Here is a 17,253-nt window from a genome sequence, read left to right as displayed (position 1 = left end):
TTGCCAATGGGTTACTGAAAATCTGTGGCTTGCGCCGATCCTTGTGGGAGCTGGCTTGCCAGCGATGGCATCACCGCGGTGTTACTGGCTGACCGAGTCGCCTGCATCGCTGGCAAGCCAGCTCCCACAGGATTTGTGTTAACTGTCCAAAGCTTTGTATTTTTCGCGCAGGTGGTTGCGGATATACACCGCCGACAGGTTCAACGTGGCGATCACCAGTACCAGCAACAGCGCCGTGGCATACACCAGCGGACGGGCCGCTTCGACGTTCGGGCTCTGGAAGCCGACGTCATAGATGTGGAAGCCCAAGTGCATGATCTTCTGGTCCAGGTGCAGGTACGGGTAGTTGCCGTCCACAGGCAGCGATGGCGCCAGTTTCACCACACCCACCAGCATCAGCGGCGCCACTTCACCGGCGGCACGGGCCACGGCGAGGATCATGCCGGTCATCATTGCCGGGCTGGCCATCGGGATCACAATCTTCCACAAGGTTTCAGCCTTGGTCGCGCCGAGGGCCAACGAACCTTCACGCACGGTACGCGGGATTCGCGCCAGACCTTCCTCGGTTGCCACAATCACCACCGGCACCGCCAGCAGCGCCAAAGTCAGCGACGCCCAGAGCAGACCCGGTGTACCGAAGGTCGGTGCCGGCAGTGCTTCCGGGAAGAACAAGCGGTCGACCGAACCACCGAGTACGTAAACGAAGAAGCCCAGACCGAACACGCCGTAAACGATCGCCGGTACGCCGGCGAGGTTGTTCACCGCGATACGGATGATCCGCGTCAGGGTGTTCTGCTTGGCGTATTCACGCAGGTACACCGCCGCCAGTACGCCGAACGGGGTGACGATCATCGCCATGATCAGGGTCATCATCACGGTGCCGAAGATCGCCGGGAAAATCCCGCCTTCGGTGTTCGCTTCACGCGGGTCATCCGAAAGGAATTCCCAGATCTTGCTGAAGTAGAAGCCGACCTTGGTGAAGGTGCTCATCGCGTTCGGCTGGTAGGCGTGAACCACTTTGCCCAGACCGATTTCGATCTCTTTGCCGTTGGCATCGCGAGCGGTCAGGGCATCGCGGTTGAACTGCGCATGCAGATCGGCCAGACGCGCTTCGATGTCCTGGTAACGCGCATTCAGCTCGGCACGCTCGGACTCCATGTCCGCTTGCGCGGTGGCGTCGAGCTTGCCTTCCAGTTCCAGTTTGCGACCGTGCAGACGGATGCGTTCCAGGCCTGCGTTGATCGCACCGATGTCGGTTTTTTCCAGCGACTTCAGTTGTGCAGCCAGACCATTCACTCGGTTGATCCGCGCTTGCAGCTCAGGCCATGCAGCCTCGCCTTCGGCGATGACCTTGCCGTCCTGTTTGACGTTGACCAAGTAGCCGTAGAAGTTGCCCCACTCACGACGTTCGATCGCCATCAACTCTGGCGGCGTGGTCTGGTTGGTCAGCCACTCGCCGACGATCCAGGTGAAGTCGTTGCCGTTCAGGTCACGGTTGCCGACCTTGATCAGCTCACGGGTCATGAATTCCGGGCCTGCATCCGGCACCGGCAAACCGGCGCTCTTCAGACGGGCACGCGGCACTTCTTCTTTCTGTACCACTTCACCGATGACCAGGTGATTGGCCTGACCCGGTACGTCGTAATTGGCGTGGACCAGGTCCGCCGGCCAGAAGTGACCCAGACCGCGCACGGCAATCACGGCCAGCAGGCCAATGGTCATGATGACCGCGATGGACACCGCGCCACCGCTGATCCAGACGCCCGGGGCGCCGCTCTTGAACCATCCTTTCAGGGAGTTCTGTTTCACAGACTTCTACCTTTGCTTAAAGCGACGAGTATTTCTTGCGCAGACGCTGACGAATCAGTTCTGCCAGGGTGTTCATGACGAAGGTGAACAACAGCAGCACCAGCGCCGAGAGGAACAGCACGCGGTAGTGGCTGCCGCCGACTTCCGACTCGGGCATTTCCACCGCGACGTTGGCAGCCAGAGTGCGCAGGCCTTCGAACAGGTTCATTTCCATGACCGGGGTGTTACCGGTGGCCATCAGCACGATCATGGTTTCGCCGACCGCACGGCCCATGCCGATCATCAGCGCCGAGAAGATCCCCGGGCTGGCGGTCAGGATGACGACACGGGTCATGGTCTGCCACGGCGTGGCACCGAGGGCCAGCGAACCGAGGGTCAGGCCGCGTGGCACGCTGAACACGGCGTCTTCAGCAATCGAGTAGATGTTCGGGATCACCGCAAAACCCATGGCCAGACCGACCACCAGAGCGTTGCGCTGGTCGTAGGTGATGCCGAGGTCGTGGGAGATCCACATGCGCATGTCACCGCCGAAGAACCAGTTCTCCATGAACGGGCTCATGTACAGCGACAGCCAGCCCACGAACAGAATCACCGGAATCAGCAGCGCACTTTCCCAGCCATCCGGGACTTTCAGGCGGATCGATTCAGGCAGACGACTGAAGGTGAAACCGGCGACCAGGATGCCGATCGGCAACAACATCAGCAGGCTGAAGATGCCCGGCAGATGTCCTTCGACATACGGCGCGAGGAACAGGCCGGCGAAGAAACCGAGGATCACCGTCGGCATCGCTTCCATCAGCTCGATCACCGGTTTGACCTTGCGGCGCATGCCCGGGGCCATGAAGTAGGCGGTGTAGATTGCCGCAGCGACGGCCAGCGGTGCCGCCAGCAGCATCGCGTAGAACGCGGCTTTCAGGGTGCCGAAGGTCAGTGGCGACAGGCTCAGTTTCGGTTCGAAATCGGTGTTGGCGGCGGTCGATTGCCAGACGTATTTAGGCTCGTCGTAGTTCTCGTACCAGACCTTGCTCCACAGCGCGCTCCACGAGACTTCCGGGTGCGGGTTGTCGAGCAGCAACGGTTGCAGCTTGCCGCCGGCTTCGACGATCACGCGGTTGGCGCGTGGCGACAGACCGAACAGGCCTTGGCCTTCAACCACCTGATCGACCAGCAAGGTGCGGTGCGCGGTGCTGTGGAACACGCCGAGCTTGCCGCTGGCATCCAGCGCGAGAAAGCCTTTGCGACGCTCTTCAGCACTGATTTCAACGATTGGCGTGGTGCCCATCTGGAAGGTGCGGATCTGCTTAAGACGCAGCTCACCATCGGTGTCACGGGCCATGAACCACTGGGCCAGACCACCTTTTGAGTCACCGACGATCAGCGAGATACCGCCGACCAGTTGCGTGGTTGCGGTGACTTCAGCGTCGGCGTTTTCCAGCAGTTTGTAGCGACCGTTGAGGCTCTTGTCGCGCAGGCTGAAGACATCAGCCTGGGCACGACCGTTGACCACGTACAGCCATTGCTGGCGCGGGTCGACGAAGATGTTTTTCACCGACTCAGTCATCTGCGGCAGATCGATACGCTTCTGCTCGTTGGTGACTTCACCAGTCATCATGTTTTCTTCGCTGGTCAGCGACAGCACATTGAGTTGCGAACCGGTCGAACCGACCAGCATCAGGGTCGTGTCGGTGGCGTTCAGGCTGACATGCTCCAGCGCACCGCCGGCTTCGTTCAGCGCGATCGGTGCCTCGCCATACGGATACTCGATGGCCGGGCTGATGGTTTTCTTGCCATCGGGGTAGCTGACTTTATAGGTGTGACGGAACACCAGCGCCTGACCGTTGGACAGGCCCACGGCCACCAGCGGATGGCCTGGCTGGTCTTCACCAATCGAGGTCACGGTGGCGCCGGCAGGCACCGGCAGATCGACGCGCTTCAGCTCAGCGCCACTGTCGATATCAAAGAACAATGCCTGGCCCTTGTCGGAAACACGCATGGCCACCTGATTCTGCTCTTCGAGCGAAATCATCAGCGGCTTGCCGGCGTCCTGCATCCAGGCCGGGGTGATCGAGTCTTTCGCGGTCAGGTCGGCACCCTGGAATAGCGGCGCAACCACGTAGGCGAGGAAAAAGAAGATCAGGGTGATGGCTGCCAGCACCGCGAGACCGCCAACGAGGACGTACCAGCGAGTGAAGCGATCCTTGAGCGCGCGAATGCGGCGCTTGCGTTGCAGCTCAGGCGTATTGAAATCAATGCGCTTGGGAGGATTAGTAGTCATTTGGGAATTGGCCAGATCATTCATGCGCTCACCCTAGCGATCCTGTATGACAGAAAGATGACAATGCAGTGACGCAGCAAATCCACCGCCAGCGGGACTGGCAGAGGATCAAAAATTTGAGGTGTGGAAAAGGCCGGCCTGCGCGCAGATCCGGCCTTTCACCTGAGTCCGGCGGGGTTCACCCCGGACTCAATTTGTTACTTCTTTGCGACAGCGCCGCCTTCCTGCAGACCCAGGTCAGCCAGTGCTTTTGCAGCAACCTTGGCTGGCAGTGGGATGTAGCCGTCTTTCACTACCACTTCCTGGCCCTGTTTCGACAGCACCAGTTTCACGAACTCAGCTTCCAGCGGAGCCAGAGGCTTGTTCGGGGCTTTGTTGACGTAAACGTAGAGGAAACGCGACAGCGGGTATTTGCCGTTCAGGGCGTTTTCTTCGGTGTCTTCGATGAAGTCGGTGCTGCCTTTCTTGGCCAGAGGAACGGTCTTCACGCTGGCGGTCTTGTAACCGATGCCGGAGTAACCGATGCCGTTCAGCGAGGAGCTGATCGACTGCACAACCGACGCCGAACCAGGTTGTTCGTTAACGTTTGGTTTGTAGTCGCCTTTGCACAGGGCTTCTTCTTTGAAGTAGCCGTAGGTGCCGGATACCGAGTTACGGCCGAACAGTTGTACTGGTTTGTTGGCCAGGTCGCCGGTCACACCCAGTTCGCCCCAGGTTTTCACGTCGGCTTTGGCGCCGCACAGACGGGTCGACGAGAAGATCGCATCAACCTGTTCCATGGTCAGGTGCTGGATCGGGTTGTCCTTGTGTACGAAAACGGCCAGGGCATCCACGGCAACCGGGATAGCGGTTGGCTTGTAGCCGTACTTCTGCTCGAAGGCCGCCAGTTCGGTGTCCTTCATCTTGCGGCTCATCGGGCCCAGGTTGGAGGTGCCTTCAGTCAAAGCAGGTGGCGCAGTGGCGGAGCCAGCGGCCTGAATCTGGATGTTGACGTTCGGGTATTCTTTTTTGTAGTTCTCAGCCCAGAGGGTCATGAGGTTGGCCAGGGTATCGGAGCCGACGCTGGACAGGTTGCCCGACACACCAGTGGTCTTGGTGTAGCTCGGGATAGCAGGGTCAACAGCGGCAACCGCGTTGGCAGTCGCAACGCCAGCAGCGACAAAAGTCATTGCCGCCATCAAACGCTTCAGTTTCATGCCTTACTCCTAGCAGATAGGGTGTGTTAAGTCGGGGCCAAGTATCAGCAGGCCGTGTGAACACTCTATGGCTGAAATATGACAATTGGATGAAAGGCCAGCATTCGATTCTTTGCAGGATGATTCGTGTTGCCTCCATCGCGAGCAGGCTCACTCCTACACTTGAAATGCGTTCCAAATGTAGGAGTGAGCCTGCTCGCGATGGCATCAGAACAACTGATGCAGAGTCTGGATCAGCGCCCCTTCTTCCACAGCCACGCGCCGACCAGAATCCCCATCGCGCACAGCACTGCCACATAGTAGGCCGGCCCCATCGCGCTTTCTTTCAGCAGCAGACTGACCACCATCGGCGTCAGGCCACCAAAAATCGCGTAAGCCACGTTGTACGAGAACGACAACCCACTGAAACGCACCACCGGCGGGAAAGCTTTAACCATCACATACGGCACGGCACCAATGGTGCCGACCAGAAAACCGGTCAACGCGTACAGCGGGAACAGCCAGTTCGGGTGATCGGCGAGGCTGTGATAGAAGGTCCAGGAGCTGATCAGCAAGCCCAGGCAACCAAACACGAATACGCGACCGGCGCCAAAGCGATCCGCCAACGCGCCGGAGATAACGCAGCCAATGCTCAGGAACACGATCGCCAGACTGTTCGATTGCAGCGACTCGGTCGGCGTGAAGTGATAGACCGTTTGCAACACGGTCGGGGTCATCAGAATGACCACGACGATGCCAGCGGAGAGCAACCAGGTCAGCAGCATCGAGATCGCAATCGCGCCGCGATGATCACGCAGCACCGCACGCAGCGGCACTTCTTCAGCCAAGGCTTTGCGCAACTGCAGTTCGGCAAACACAGGGGTCTCGTGCAGCCAACGGCGCAGGTAGACCGAGAACAGGCCGAACACACCGCCCAGCAGGAATGGAATCCGCCAGGCGTAATCGGAAACTTCCGCTGGCGTATAAATGCTGTTGATCGCGGTGGCGACCAAAGAGCCGAGCAGAATGCCGGCGGTCAGCCCGCTGGTGAGGGTGCCACAGGCATAACCCATGTGCTTTTGCGGAACGTGTTCGGAAACGAAGACCCACGCCCCTGGCACTTCACCGCCAATCGCCGCACCTTGAATGACCCGCATCAATAGAAGAAGAATCGGCGCCCACATGCCGATCTGCGCATACGTTGGCAGCAGGCCCATGATCAGGGTCGGCACGGCCATCATGAAAATGCTCAGGGTGAACATCTTCTTGCGCCCCAGCAGGTCGCCGAAGTGCGCCATGACGATGCCACCCAGCGGCCGTGCGAGGTAACCGGCGGCAAAGATACCGAAGGTCTGCATCAGGCGCAGCCACTCGGGCATGTCGGCCGGGAAGAACAGCTTGCCGACCACGGTGGCGAAGAAAACGAAGATGATGAAATCGTAAAACTCCAGCGCGCCACCAAGGGCAGACAGCGACAGAGTCTTGTAGTCGTTGCGGGTCAACGGTCGTGCGGGTTGCTCGGGCTGCGCGAGGCTCGAAGGCGCTGTGGTCATGGCAAGGGCTTCTCTTATAGTCGGATCTGCCGCCACAACAACGCTGGCGGTGGCTTGGGCAGGTTCGGCACCATAGCAAATTGTTCGAAAAAGCACATAGAGGCGCGTAATTGACGGTCGAAATGAGAACCGGATGGTCGTCGTGGAGTCTACCGACCGATATACTCGCAACCTGCTCCGGTTTGTAAGGGGTTGCTGTGCGAAAACGTCGTTGGCCCGGCCTTTGCTCGGGATTAGCCGGTTTCGCAGAGTTTCTCCTTAGGCGCCTGATGGAAAACGTGACGAACGTAGTAGGTTCGGTGCTGAATCGTTTTTCCCGAAGACGGCTACCACCAGCAATACCAACGAAGAGTCACGGGTCAGAGGCACCCTCGGCATGATAGAGCTCGAACAAGAAGATCCAATCCCGCAAGGCGACCTGGCCCTGCAAATCACCGCACTTCCACGCGAAACCAATGGCTTTGGCGATATTTTCGGCGGCTGGCTGGTGGCGCAGATGGATTTGGCCGGCACCGCAATGGCCAGCCGTGTCGCTGGCGGCCGTGTCGCCACCGTGGCCATCGATCGCATGGCGTTCCTTGTGCCAGTGGCTGTCGGCGCGCAATTGTCCTTCTATACCCAGACCCTGGAAATCGGCCGCAGCTCGATCCAGATGATGGTCGAAGTGTGGAGCGACGACCCGCTGTCCAGCGAGTGGCGTAAAGTCACCGAAGCGGTGTTCGTCTTCGTTGCCATCGACGGCAGCGGTCGCACTCGCTCGGTTCCACCGCGCGCGCGCTAAACCTGGCGGCCGTTTGACGGTCGATAGTGGTCCTTGTTACTGATCGAGAGCTGTCCCATGAACACGCCCAACGTTGAAGCGGTGAAACTGGATGAACTGAACTGCTGGCGCATCCGCCACGGTCAGGCCGAAGTGCTGGTGGCCCAGCAAGGCGCGCACATCCTCAGTTATCAGATCGATGGCCAGCCGCCGATCATCTGGCTCAACGACAAGGCCGAGTTCAAAACAGGCAAAAGTATCCGCGCCGGCGTGCCGGTGTGCTGGCCGTGGTTCGGCAAGTTCGAACGCAACCCGCAGAGCGTGCAGGCCATGTACACCGGTGAGCAACCGGCGCCCGCGCACGGTCTGGTGCGGGCGATGGATTGGGAGTTGGGCGGCATCGAATCAGAGGCTGACGGCGTCAAGGTCGAATTCAAGCTGCCCTACCCCGAGGGTGGCCTGCAGGGCTGGCCGCATCAGGTCGATCTGACCCTGACTCTGCACTTGTCCGAGCAACTGAGTTTCAGCCTGACCAGCCACAACCGTGGCAGTGACACCGTCAGCCTGAGCCAGGCGCTGCATACGTATTTCGCGGTCAGTGATGTGCTCCATGTGCATGTCGATGGTGTCGATGGCTTGAGTTACATCGAGACGCTGGACGACTGGAAAACCAACAGCCAGCAAGGCGACCTGCATTTTGCCGGTGAGACCGACCGCATCTATCTCGACGCTCCACCACAACTGAGCATCGTCGATCCGGCCTGGGAACGGCGCATTGTGCTGACCGCCACAGGTTCACGCACGGCGGTGATCTGGAACCCGTGGATTGACCGAGCTGCAGCTCTGGCCGACATGGATAACGATGGCTGGCAGCGCATGTTGTGCATCGAGACGGCGAATGTGATGGATGACATCGTCACGCTGGCGCCGGGGGCGAGTCATACCATGGGCGTCAGCGTCGCCAGCAAACCGCTCTAACAGCACCGCAAAATCAAATGTAGGAGTGAGCCTGCTCGCGATAGCGGTTCGTCAGATCCATTAAATTGGCTGACACGACGCTATCGCGAGCAGGCTCACTCCTACAGTAGTTTGTGGCGCCTGTTAGAGATCGGACTCCTGCACCACCCGCACTTTGTCCGCCTCCAGCGCATACGCCGCATCGGCCAGATCATTGCTGACCTTCTCGACCTTCAGCGTGCCGGTCACCCACAGCGGCGTATAGATGTCGTCCAGCTTCAAACCCTTCGGATAACGCACCAACACCAGTTGATTCGGCGGCGGTGGCGGCACGTGGATGCACGCGCCCGGGTACGGCACAAGGAAGAACAGCGTGCTGCGGCCCTTGGCGTCGGACTCCAGCGGCACCGGATAACCACCGATGCGGATGTGTTTGTCGTTCATCGATGCCACGGTTTTGGTCGAATACATCACCGCCGGCAGACCTTTGGCCTGCTTCATCCCGCCCTTCTCGGTGAAGGTGCCGGTGGCTTCCGGGGAGTTGTGGTCGATTTCAGGCATGGCCTCTAGGGCCTTCTGGTCCGACTTGGGCATCAGTTCGAGCCAGTCGGTTTCCGGCAGTTCGCCGGCGTGGGCCAAACCGCTGCCCAGAAAAAGGAGAGTCAACAGAAGACGGCGCATGAAGGTGCTCGGTATAGAAAGGAAGGAACATTGAATCGCCGAGCATTCTAGCCCTCCCCGCCACTTTGGCAGAGAGGGCTTTGTCGCTTTGGATCAGTTCTTTTTGATCAGACCGTAGATCACCAGCAACACGATCGCGCCGACCAGTGCGCCGATGAAGCCTGCGCCCTGACCTGCCTGATAGATGCCCAGAGCCTGGCCGCCGTAAGTGGCTGCCAGCGAACCGCCGATACCGAGCAGGATGGTCATGATCCAGCCCATGCTGTCATCGCCCGGTTTCAGGAACCGCGCCAGTAGGCCGACGATCAAGCCGATAAAGATGGTTCCGATAATTCCCATGGCAATTCCCTCTCAAAGATAGATATGCGAAGCCTAGTCAGACTTTGGCATCCTGCCATGAGAGAACGGCGGCCCCTGAATGGTTCCGCCGCTGCCACATGAAACTGTCGTTACTCGGCGATCAGCGCTTCGACCTTGACGATCTGCGCCTGCAGCGTGGCCATGTCGGCGCAACGCAGGTTGGCGTGGCCGACCTTGCGCCCGGCCTTGAAGGCCTTGCCGTAGTGATGCAGATGGCAGTCTTCGATGGCGATGACTTTCTCAACCGGCGGTACCACGCCGATGAAGTTGAGCATCGCGCTCTCGCCGACCTTGGCGGTCGAACCCAGCGGCAGGCCGGCAACGGCGCGCAGGTGGTTTTCGAACTGGCTGCACTCGGCGCCTTCAGTGGTCCAGTGCCCGGAGTTGTGCACGCGCGGGGCGATCTCGTTGGCCTTGAGGCCACCGTCGACTTCAAAGAACTCGAACGCCATCACGCCGACGTAGTCGAGCTGCTTGAGCACACGGCTCGAGTAGTCTTCGGCCAGCGCCTGCAACGGGTGATCGGTGCTGGCCACCGACAGCTTGAGGATGCCGCTGTCGTGGGTGTTGTGTACCAGCGGATAGAACCTGGTTTCACCATCGCGGGCACGTACGGCGATCAGCGAGACTTCACCGGTGAACGGCACGAAGCCTTCCAGCAGGCAGGACACGCTGCCCAGCTCGGCAAAGGTGCCGACCACATCTTCCGGTTTGCGCAGGACTTTCTGGCCCTTGCCGTCATATCCCAGGGTGCGGGTTTTCAGTACGGCCGGCAGGCCGATCGAAGCTACGGCGGCGTCCAGATCGGCTTGCGATTGAATGTCGGCGAAGGCCGGAGTCGGGATGCCCAGGTCCTTGAACATGCTCTTTTCGAACCAGCGGTCGCGAGCGATGCGCAGGGCTTCGGCGCTCGGGTAGACCGGGACGAATTGCGAGAGGAATGCCACGGTTTCGGCCGGGACGCTTTCGAATTCGAAGGTCACCAGATCGACTTCATCGGCCAATTGGCGCAGATGATCCTGATCGCCGTAATCGGCCCGCAGGTGTTCGCCCAGCGCGGCCGCACAGGCGTCCGGCGCAGGGTCGAGGAAAGCGAAGTTCATGCCCAGCGGGGTACCCGCCAGGGCCAACATGCGACCCAACTGGCCGCCACCGATTACACCGATCTTCATCTCAACAACCTCAGGCAATACGTGGGTCTGGATTGTCCAGGACGCTGTCTGTCTGCTCGGCACGGAAGGTTTTCAGTACCGCGTGGAACTGTGGATGCTTGGCACCGAGGATGCTCGCCGAGAGCAGGGCGGCGTTGATCGCGCCAGCCTTGCCGATAGCGAGGGTGGCGACCGGAATGCCCGCTGGCATCTGCACGATCGACAGCAGCGAGTCGACGCCCGAGAGCATGGCCGACTGCACTGGCACGCCCAGCACCGGCAGGTGGGTCTTGGCCGCACACATGCCTGGCAAGTGGGCTGCGCCACCGGCACCGGCGATAATCACCTCGATGCCGCGGCTTTCAGCCTCTTCGGCGTACTGGAACAGCAGATCCGGGGTACGGTGGGCAGAGACCACTTTGACCTCGTACGGGATGCCGAGCTTTTCCAGCATATCGGCGGTGTGGCTAAGGGTGGACCAATCGGACTTGGAGCCCATGATCACGCCAACCAGTGCACTCATCGTCGCGCCTCTTCTCTCTGGAGCGCCCGCAGGCGCGTCATAAAACAACAAGCCACGCAGGTTGCGTGGCTTGATTGTACGAAAAATGGCCGGACGTGCCGGCCGAAGGCCGCGCAGTATACCGCAAAGAAAGCAATAAACAGCCCCCCGCGCGACCATCTGTCATCTGCCGCAAATGCCCGGTTTTATTGACCTGAAGGTCAGCGACAGAACACCGCAAATCCCCTGTAGGAGTGAGCCTGCTCGCGATGGCGGTGTGTCAGTCACATCGTCGCTGAATGTGCTGACGCTATCGCGAGCAGGCTCACTCCTACAAGGGGTCCGCGTAGGCTCAGGACGCTTGTGCAGCGCCACCCTCGAGCTTGCGCCACAGCAGGCGCACGTTGGCTTTACGCACCAAGGCGCAACGGTACAGGCGAATCTCCAGCGGCACATGCCATTGCGGGCCACCGCAGACCACCAACTCACCACGCGCCAGCTCAGCACGCACGCTCAGTTGCGGCACCCAGGCAATGCCCAAGCCTTCCAGCGCCATGCTTTTCAGGCTGTCGGCCATGGCGGTTTCGTAGATCGTCGTGAAACGCAACTGACGCTGGCGCAGCAAACCGTTTACGGAACGGCCGAGGAAAGCCCCGGCGCTGTAGGCCAGCAACGGCACACTGGCCTCTCCTTCCAGATCGAACAACGGCTTGCCATCAGCATCTGCTGCGCACACCGGCAGCATCTCGGTCTGGCCCAAATGCAGCGACGGGAAAATCTCCGGATCCATCTGCATCGCCGCATCCGGGTCATAGAACGCCAGCATCAGATCGCAGCCACCCTCACGCAACGCATGCACCGCATCGCCAACGTTGGTCGCGACCAACCGCGTGGCGATATTCAAGCCTTCATTACGCAACTGCGCGATCCAGCGCGGGAAAAAGCCCAGCGCCAGCGAGTGAGCCGCAGCGACCTGCATCACTTCGCCCTGCCCGCCTTCCAGATGATGCAAATGGCGCAGCACTTCACCGAGCTGTTCAACCACCGTGCGCGCGGTCACCAGAAACAACTGCCCCGCTGCCGTCAGTTCGACCGGCGTGCGCGAGCGATTGACCAGAGTCAGCCCCAGTGCAGCCTCCAGACTGCGGATCCGCCGACTGAACGCCGGCTGGGTCACGAAGCGTCGCTCAGCGGCCTGCGAGAAGCTACGGGTGGCGGCCAGAGCACTGAAGTCCTCGAGCCATTTGCTTTCCAGATTCATCACGTCCTCCCGGACACGCACCAAAACAGGTCACACGTCTGCCGCGCACGCGGCGTCACACGGGCATTATGCCGAATGTGCATAGGGCAGTGCTGAACAGCATTGGCCCAAAATTTCCCACAAGCCTAGCATTCGCAGCGTTCCGGCACAGACCGGGTCCATATCGAGATGATTTCTATCATGTCCTCCGCTGCATCTTTCCGCACAGAAAACGACCTGCTTGGCGCCCTCGAAGTACCGGCTCAAGCGTATTACGGCATCCAGACCCTGCGAGCGGTGAACAACTTCCGCCTCTCCGGCGTTCCGATTTCGCATTACCCGAAACTGGTTGTCGGCCTGGCAATGGTCAAACAGGCCGCTGCTGACGCCAACCGCGAGTTGGGTCACCTGAGCGAAGCCAAGCACGCGGCCATCAGCGAAGCCTGTGCCCGATTGATCCGCGGTGATTACCACGAAGAGTTCGTGGTCGACATGATTCAAGGTGGCGCCGGTACTTCCACCAACATGAACGCCAACGAAGTGATCGCCAACATTGCGCTCGAAGCAATGGGTCACCAGAAAGGCGAGTACCAGTTCCTGCACCCGAACGACGACGTCAACATGGCGCAGTCGACCAACGACGCCTACCCAACGGCGATCCGCCTGGGCCTGCTACTCGGTCACGACACCCTGCTGGCCAGCCTCGACAGCCTGATTCAGGCGTTCGCGGCCAAGGGCAAAGAATTCGATCACGTCCTGAAAATGGGCCGTACCCAGTTGCAAGACGCCGTGCCGATGACCCTCGGCCAGGAATTCCGTGCCTTCGCCACCACCATGGGCGAAGACCTGGCCCGTCTGAAGACGCTGGCCCCGGAACTGCTGACTGAAGTGAACCTGGGCGGCACCGCGATCGGTACCGGCATCAACGCCGACCCGCGTTATCAAGCGCTGGCTGTTCAGCGTCTGGCACTGATCAGCGGTCAACCGCTGGTTCCAGCCGCCGACCTGATCGAAGCGACTTCCGATATGGGCGCTTTCGTACTGTTCTCCGGCATGCTCAAGCGCACTGCGGTCAAGCTGTCGAAGATCTGCAATGACCTGCGCCTGCTGTCCAGCGGCCCACGCACCGGCATCAACGAAATCAACCTGCCAGCGCGTCAGCCAGGCAGCTCGATCATGCCCGGCAAGGTCAACCCGGTAATTCCGGAAGCTGTGAACCAGGTTGCTTTCCAGGTCATCGGTAACGACCTGGCGCTGACCATGGCAGCCGAAGGCGGCCAACTGCAGCTGAACGTGATGGAGCCACTGATCGCTTTCAAGATCTTCGATTCGATCCGCCTGCTGCAACGCGCCATGGACATGCTGCGCGAGCACTGCATCGTCGGCATCACCGCCAACGAAGCACGCTGCCGTGAACTGGTCGAACACTCGATCGGTCTGGTCACCGCTCTGAACCCGTACATCGGCTACAAAAACGCCACCCGTATCGCCGGCCTCGCCCTTGAAAGCGGCCGCGGCGTACTGGAACTGGTGCGCGAAGAAGGTCTGCTCGACGAAGCCATGCTCGCCGACATCCTGCGCCCGGAAAACATGATTGCTCCGCGTCTGGTTCCGCTCAAAGCCTGAGCCGACACGTTACTTGTAGCACCGCTCACCAGGTCGAGGGACTAGACACCTCTCACCTTTTGAGGGCTTGGGGATTTAGTCCCCAAGCCCTTTTTTTTAACTTCTTCGCGGGCAGGACGTTAAATGTTTTGTGTATTTGATACCGCCAAGATCGCAGCCTTCGGCAGCTCCTACATTGATTGACGTACACCTGTAGGAGCTGCCGAAGGCTGCGATCTTTTGATCTTGCAGCACCCTCGTTTCGTCGCTTGCACCACTACCGTGCAGACGGGCGCGTCACTGATCGGTATAGTGCCGCCCCTCTTCGCGTGAGCGGTCGTCGGTAACGAGGCCATAACCCATGCGAAACCCGAACTAATAACAAACCCGCGAAATGGAACCGGACGAAACCTTCGCCTCACCTGTCGTGCCGTGCGCGCACCGGTGTAACACGATGTTTCTTCCATCCAGTATTTGCTTACACAATAAACAGCGAGGAAAAATCCATGCTCGAAGTCATTAACGACTTCCTCTCAGGGAAAGTACTGATCGTGCTCATTGTCGGGCTCGGTAGCTACTTCACGATTCGCTCGCGTTTCGTTCAATTGCGCCACTTCTTCCACATGTTCGCGGTGTTCCGCGACAGCCTCAAGGGCAGCGCCGGGCAACTCAGCTCGTTCCAGGCTCTGATGCTCAGCCTTGCCGGCCGAGTGGGTGCAGGCAACATCGCCGGTGTCGGCATTGCCGTGACCCTCGGTGGTCCGGGTGCGGTGTTCTGGATGTGGGTAACCGCACTGGTCGGCATGTCCAGCAGCTTCTTCGAGTGCACCCTGGCCCAAGTCTACAAGCGCGCCGATGGCGACGGCCTGTACCGTGGTGGCCCGGCCTACTACATCCAGCACGGCCTGAAGCTCAAAGGCATGGCGGTGGTGTTCTCCGTTCTGCTACTGGTCACCTACGGCTTTGCCTTCATTGGCCTGCAGTCCTACACCGTGACCCACTCGCTGCAGAACGCCTTTGAATTCAACCCACAACACACCGGCATCGTCCTGGCGGTGCTGCTGGCCATCACCTTCATCGGCGGCATCAAGCGCATCGCCTCGGTGTCCGACCTGCTGGTGCCGATCAAGACCCTCGCCTATATCGGCGTAACCCTGTACGTGATCGGTACCCAGATCGAACATGTGCCAGCCATGCTGGAAACCATCTTCAAGAGCGCCTTCGGCCTCGATCCGGCCTTTGGTGGTCTGCTCGGCAGCGCCATCGTCATGGGCGTGAAGCGTGGCGTGTTCGCCAACGAAGCGGGTCTGGGCAGTGCGCCGAACGTCGCCGCCGTGGCCGCCGTGAAGCACCCGGGCGCGCAGGGCGTGGTTCAGGCTTTCAGCGTGTTCCTCGACACTTTCGTGATCTGCACCTGCACCGCGCTGCTGATCCTGCTGTCGGGCTTCTACACCCCGGGCTTCGAAGGTGACGGCATCGTCCTGACCCAGAACTCGCTGGCCGCTGTGGTCGGTGACTGGGGTCGCATGTTCGTCAGCGTCGCGCTGTCGCTGTTCGTCTTCACCTGCATCCTCTACAACTACTATCTGGGCGAAAACAGCCTGCAGTTCCTCACCCGCAACCGCGCCGCGCTGATGATTTTCCGCGGTCTGGTGCTGGCGCTGGTGGTATGGGGTTCGATGCAGGATCTGTCGACCGTGTTCGCCTTCGCCGACATCACCATGACCTGCCTGGCCTTCGTCAACCTCGTGGCTCTGGCCATGCTGTTCAAGGTCGGCATGCGCGTAATGCGCGACTACGACGGGCAGCGCCGCGCCGGCGTCAAGCAGCCAGTGTTCGACTCGAGCAAATTTGCCGATCTGGACCTCGACCTGAAGGCCTGGCCGACCAATCCGTCTGCCGCTGCCGACAAGACCGAAGCCGAGCCGCAAGGCGTACCTGCAGCGCAACGCTGACAGGCGAATGACGGGCGCATCCCCAGCGCCCGTCAGTTATTGTGGTGCAATAACTTGTAGGAGCGAGTCTGCTCGCGATAGCGGTCTTTCAGCCAACATCAATGTTGAATGATGAACCGCCATCGCGAGCAGGCTCACTCCTACAAGGACCTCATCCTTTCGGAGAATCCCCATGAATTCGTCGACCTACCCCGCCGCCCAACACGTCATGGTGCTCTACACCGGTGGCACCATCGGCATGCAGGCCAGCGCCAATGGTCTGGCCCCGGCGTCCGGTTTCGAAGCGCGGATGCGCGACTACCTGCACAGCCAGCCTGAACTCGTTGTGCCGCAGTGGCGCTTTCGCGAGATGTCGCCGCTGATCGACAGCGCCAACATGACCCCGGCCTACTGGCAGCAACTGCGTGAAGCGGTGGTCGATGCCGTGGATGTGCAAGGCTGCGACAGCGTGCTGATCCTGCACGGCACCGACACCCTGGCCTATAGCGCGGCGGCGATGAGTTTCCAGTTGCTCGGCCTGCATGCGCGGGTTTGCTTCACCGGTTCGATGCTGCCGGCCGGTGTCACCGACAGCGATGCCTGGGAAAACCTCGGCGGTGCGCTGGTTGCCCTCGGCCAAGGTCTGGCGCCGGGCGTGCATCTGTACTTCCACGGCGAACTGCTGGCGCCGACCCGTTGCGCGAAAGTGCGCAGCTTCGGCCGTCATCCGTTCAAGCGTCTGGAGCGTCAGGGCGGCGGTGTCAAAGCCTCTTCGATTCCAGCATCGTTGAACTACAACCAGCCGAAACAACTGGTCAAGGTTGCGGTGCTGCCACTGTTCCCGGGTATCAGTGCCGAAGTGCTCGATGGTCTGCTCGACAGCGGCATTCAAGGTCTGGTGCTGGAGTGCTACGGCAGCGGCACCGGGCCGAGCGACAACCCTGAGTTTCTGGCAAGCCTTGGCCGCGCACGGGATAACAGTGTGGTGGTGGTTGCCGTGACGCAATGCCATGAGGGTGGCGTTGAGCTGGATGTGTATGAGGCGGGCAGTCGCTTGCGCGGTGTTGGCGTGTTGTCCGGTGGCGGCATGACCCGTGAGGCGGCGTTTGGCAAGTTGCACGGGTTGCTCGGTGCAGGGCTGGAAACCGCTGAAGTGCGTCAGCTGATCGAACTGGATTTGTGTGGTGAGTTGCTCTGAGCAAGGCTCTGGAATGGCCCACCCTAGCCCTCTCCCGGAGGAAGAGGGGACCG

General features: G+C 60.3%; 14 protein-coding genes. 5 read left to right on the top strand and 9 right to left on the bottom strand.

The window, feature by feature from the left end; all coding sequences use genetic code 11:
* Nucleotides 1-138: 138 nt before the first annotated feature.
* The 4 genes from pstA to ACI514_RS25895 form a co-directional block, all read right to left on the bottom strand.
* Entirely contained in the window at nt 139-1,809 is a 1,671-nt protein-coding gene (gene pstA / locus ACI514_RS25910) for a phosphate ABC transporter permease PstA (RefSeq protein WP_077575089.1), read from the bottom strand.
* Between the two features lie 16 nt (nt 1,810-1,825).
* The gene (locus ACI514_RS25905; RefSeq protein WP_405122636.1) at nt 1,826-4,108 is read right to left on the bottom strand and encodes an ABC transporter permease subunit; all 2,283 of its coding nucleotides are present in this window, start codon (nt 4,106-4,108) and stop codon (nt 1,826-1,828) included.
* A 173-nt stretch (nt 4,109-4,281) separates the two neighbouring features.
* Entirely contained in the window at nt 4,282-5,280 is a 999-nt protein-coding gene (locus ACI514_RS25900; protein ID WP_007920246.1) for a phosphate ABC transporter substrate-binding protein PstS, read from the bottom strand.
* Nucleotides 5,281-5,513: 233 nt separating this feature from the next.
* Nucleotides 5,514-6,812, bottom strand: coding sequence for an MFS transporter (locus ACI514_RS25895; protein ID WP_064389607.1), 1,299 nt, complete (start codon nt 6,810-6,812; stop codon nt 5,514-5,516).
* Between the two features lie 376 nt (nt 6,813-7,188).
* On the opposite strand from ACI514_RS25895, the gene ACI514_RS25890 reads away from it, so the two are divergent.
* Nucleotides 7,189-7,593, top strand: a complete 405-nt coding sequence (locus ACI514_RS25890; RefSeq protein WP_003229628.1) for an acyl-CoA thioesterase — start codon at nt 7,189-7,191, stop codon at nt 7,591-7,593.
* Between the two features lie 57 nt (nt 7,594-7,650).
* Nucleotides 7,651-8,550, top strand: a complete 900-nt coding sequence (locus ACI514_RS25885) for a D-hexose-6-phosphate mutarotase (protein ID WP_405122635.1) — start codon at nt 7,651-7,653, stop codon at nt 8,548-8,550.
* 123 nt (nt 8,551-8,673) lie between these two features.
* On the opposite strand, the gene ACI514_RS25880 is transcribed toward ACI514_RS25885, so the two are convergent.
* The 5 genes from ACI514_RS25880 to ACI514_RS25860 all read right to left on the bottom strand — a co-directional run bounded on the left by ACI514_RS25880 (nt 8,674) and on the right by ACI514_RS25860 (nt 12,484).
* Entirely contained in the window at nt 8,674-9,210 is a 537-nt protein-coding gene (locus ACI514_RS25880) for a DUF3299 domain-containing protein (RefSeq protein WP_007920225.1), read from the bottom strand.
* Between the two features lie 93 nt (nt 9,211-9,303).
* On the bottom strand, nt 9,304-9,549 hold the full coding sequence (locus ACI514_RS25875; RefSeq protein ID WP_003229635.1) for a GlsB/YeaQ/YmgE family stress response membrane protein: 246 nt from the start codon (nt 9,547-9,549) through the stop codon (nt 9,304-9,306).
* Nucleotides 9,550-9,659: 110 nt separating this feature from the next.
* On the bottom strand, nt 9,660-10,742 hold the full coding sequence (locus ACI514_RS25870) for a 5-(carboxyamino)imidazole ribonucleotide synthase (RefSeq protein ID WP_158958421.1): 1,083 nt from the start codon (nt 10,740-10,742) through the stop codon (nt 9,660-9,662).
* Between the two features lie 10 nt (nt 10,743-10,752).
* Complete coding sequence (gene purE / locus ACI514_RS25865) at nt 10,753-11,244, bottom strand: 5-(carboxyamino)imidazole ribonucleotide mutase (protein WP_007920220.1); 492 nt, start codon at nt 11,242-11,244, stop codon at nt 10,753-10,755.
* A 331-nt stretch (nt 11,245-11,575) separates the two neighbouring features.
* Nucleotides 11,576-12,484, bottom strand: a complete 909-nt coding sequence (locus tag ACI514_RS25860; protein ID WP_102902470.1) for a LysR substrate-binding domain-containing protein — start codon at nt 12,482-12,484, stop codon at nt 11,576-11,578.
* A gap of 180 nt (nt 12,485-12,664) precedes the next feature.
* Between ACI514_RS25860 and aspA the strand changes: the two genes are divergently transcribed.
* From aspA to ACI514_RS25845, 3 genes are all read left to right on the top strand, one after another.
* Nucleotides 12,665-14,089 (top strand): aspartate ammonia-lyase, encoded by a 1,425-nt coding sequence (aspA, locus tag ACI514_RS25855; protein WP_122596765.1) that lies wholly within the window; start codon nt 12,665-12,667, stop codon nt 14,087-14,089.
* Between the two features lie 485 nt (nt 14,090-14,574).
* Nucleotides 14,575-16,023, top strand: coding sequence for a sodium:alanine symporter family protein (locus ACI514_RS25850; protein WP_160059964.1), 1,449 nt, complete (start codon nt 14,575-14,577; stop codon nt 16,021-16,023).
* Between the two features lie 172 nt (nt 16,024-16,195).
* Nucleotides 16,196-17,200 carry an asparaginase gene (locus tag ACI514_RS25845; RefSeq protein ID WP_160059965.1) on the top strand — a complete coding sequence of 335 codons (1,005 nt, stop codon included), beginning with the start codon at nt 16,196-16,198 and terminating at the stop codon, nt 17,198-17,200.
* Nucleotides 17,201-17,253 lie beyond the last annotated feature (53 nt).

The sequence above is a fragment of the Pseudomonas sp. M20 genome, from assembly GCF_045037865.1.
Taxonomy (GTDB): domain Bacteria; phylum Pseudomonadota; class Gammaproteobacteria; order Pseudomonadales; family Pseudomonadaceae; genus Aquipseudomonas.
The sequence above is the reverse complement of the archived record's forward strand: the minus strand, read 5'-3'. Positions and strand labels throughout refer to the sequence as shown.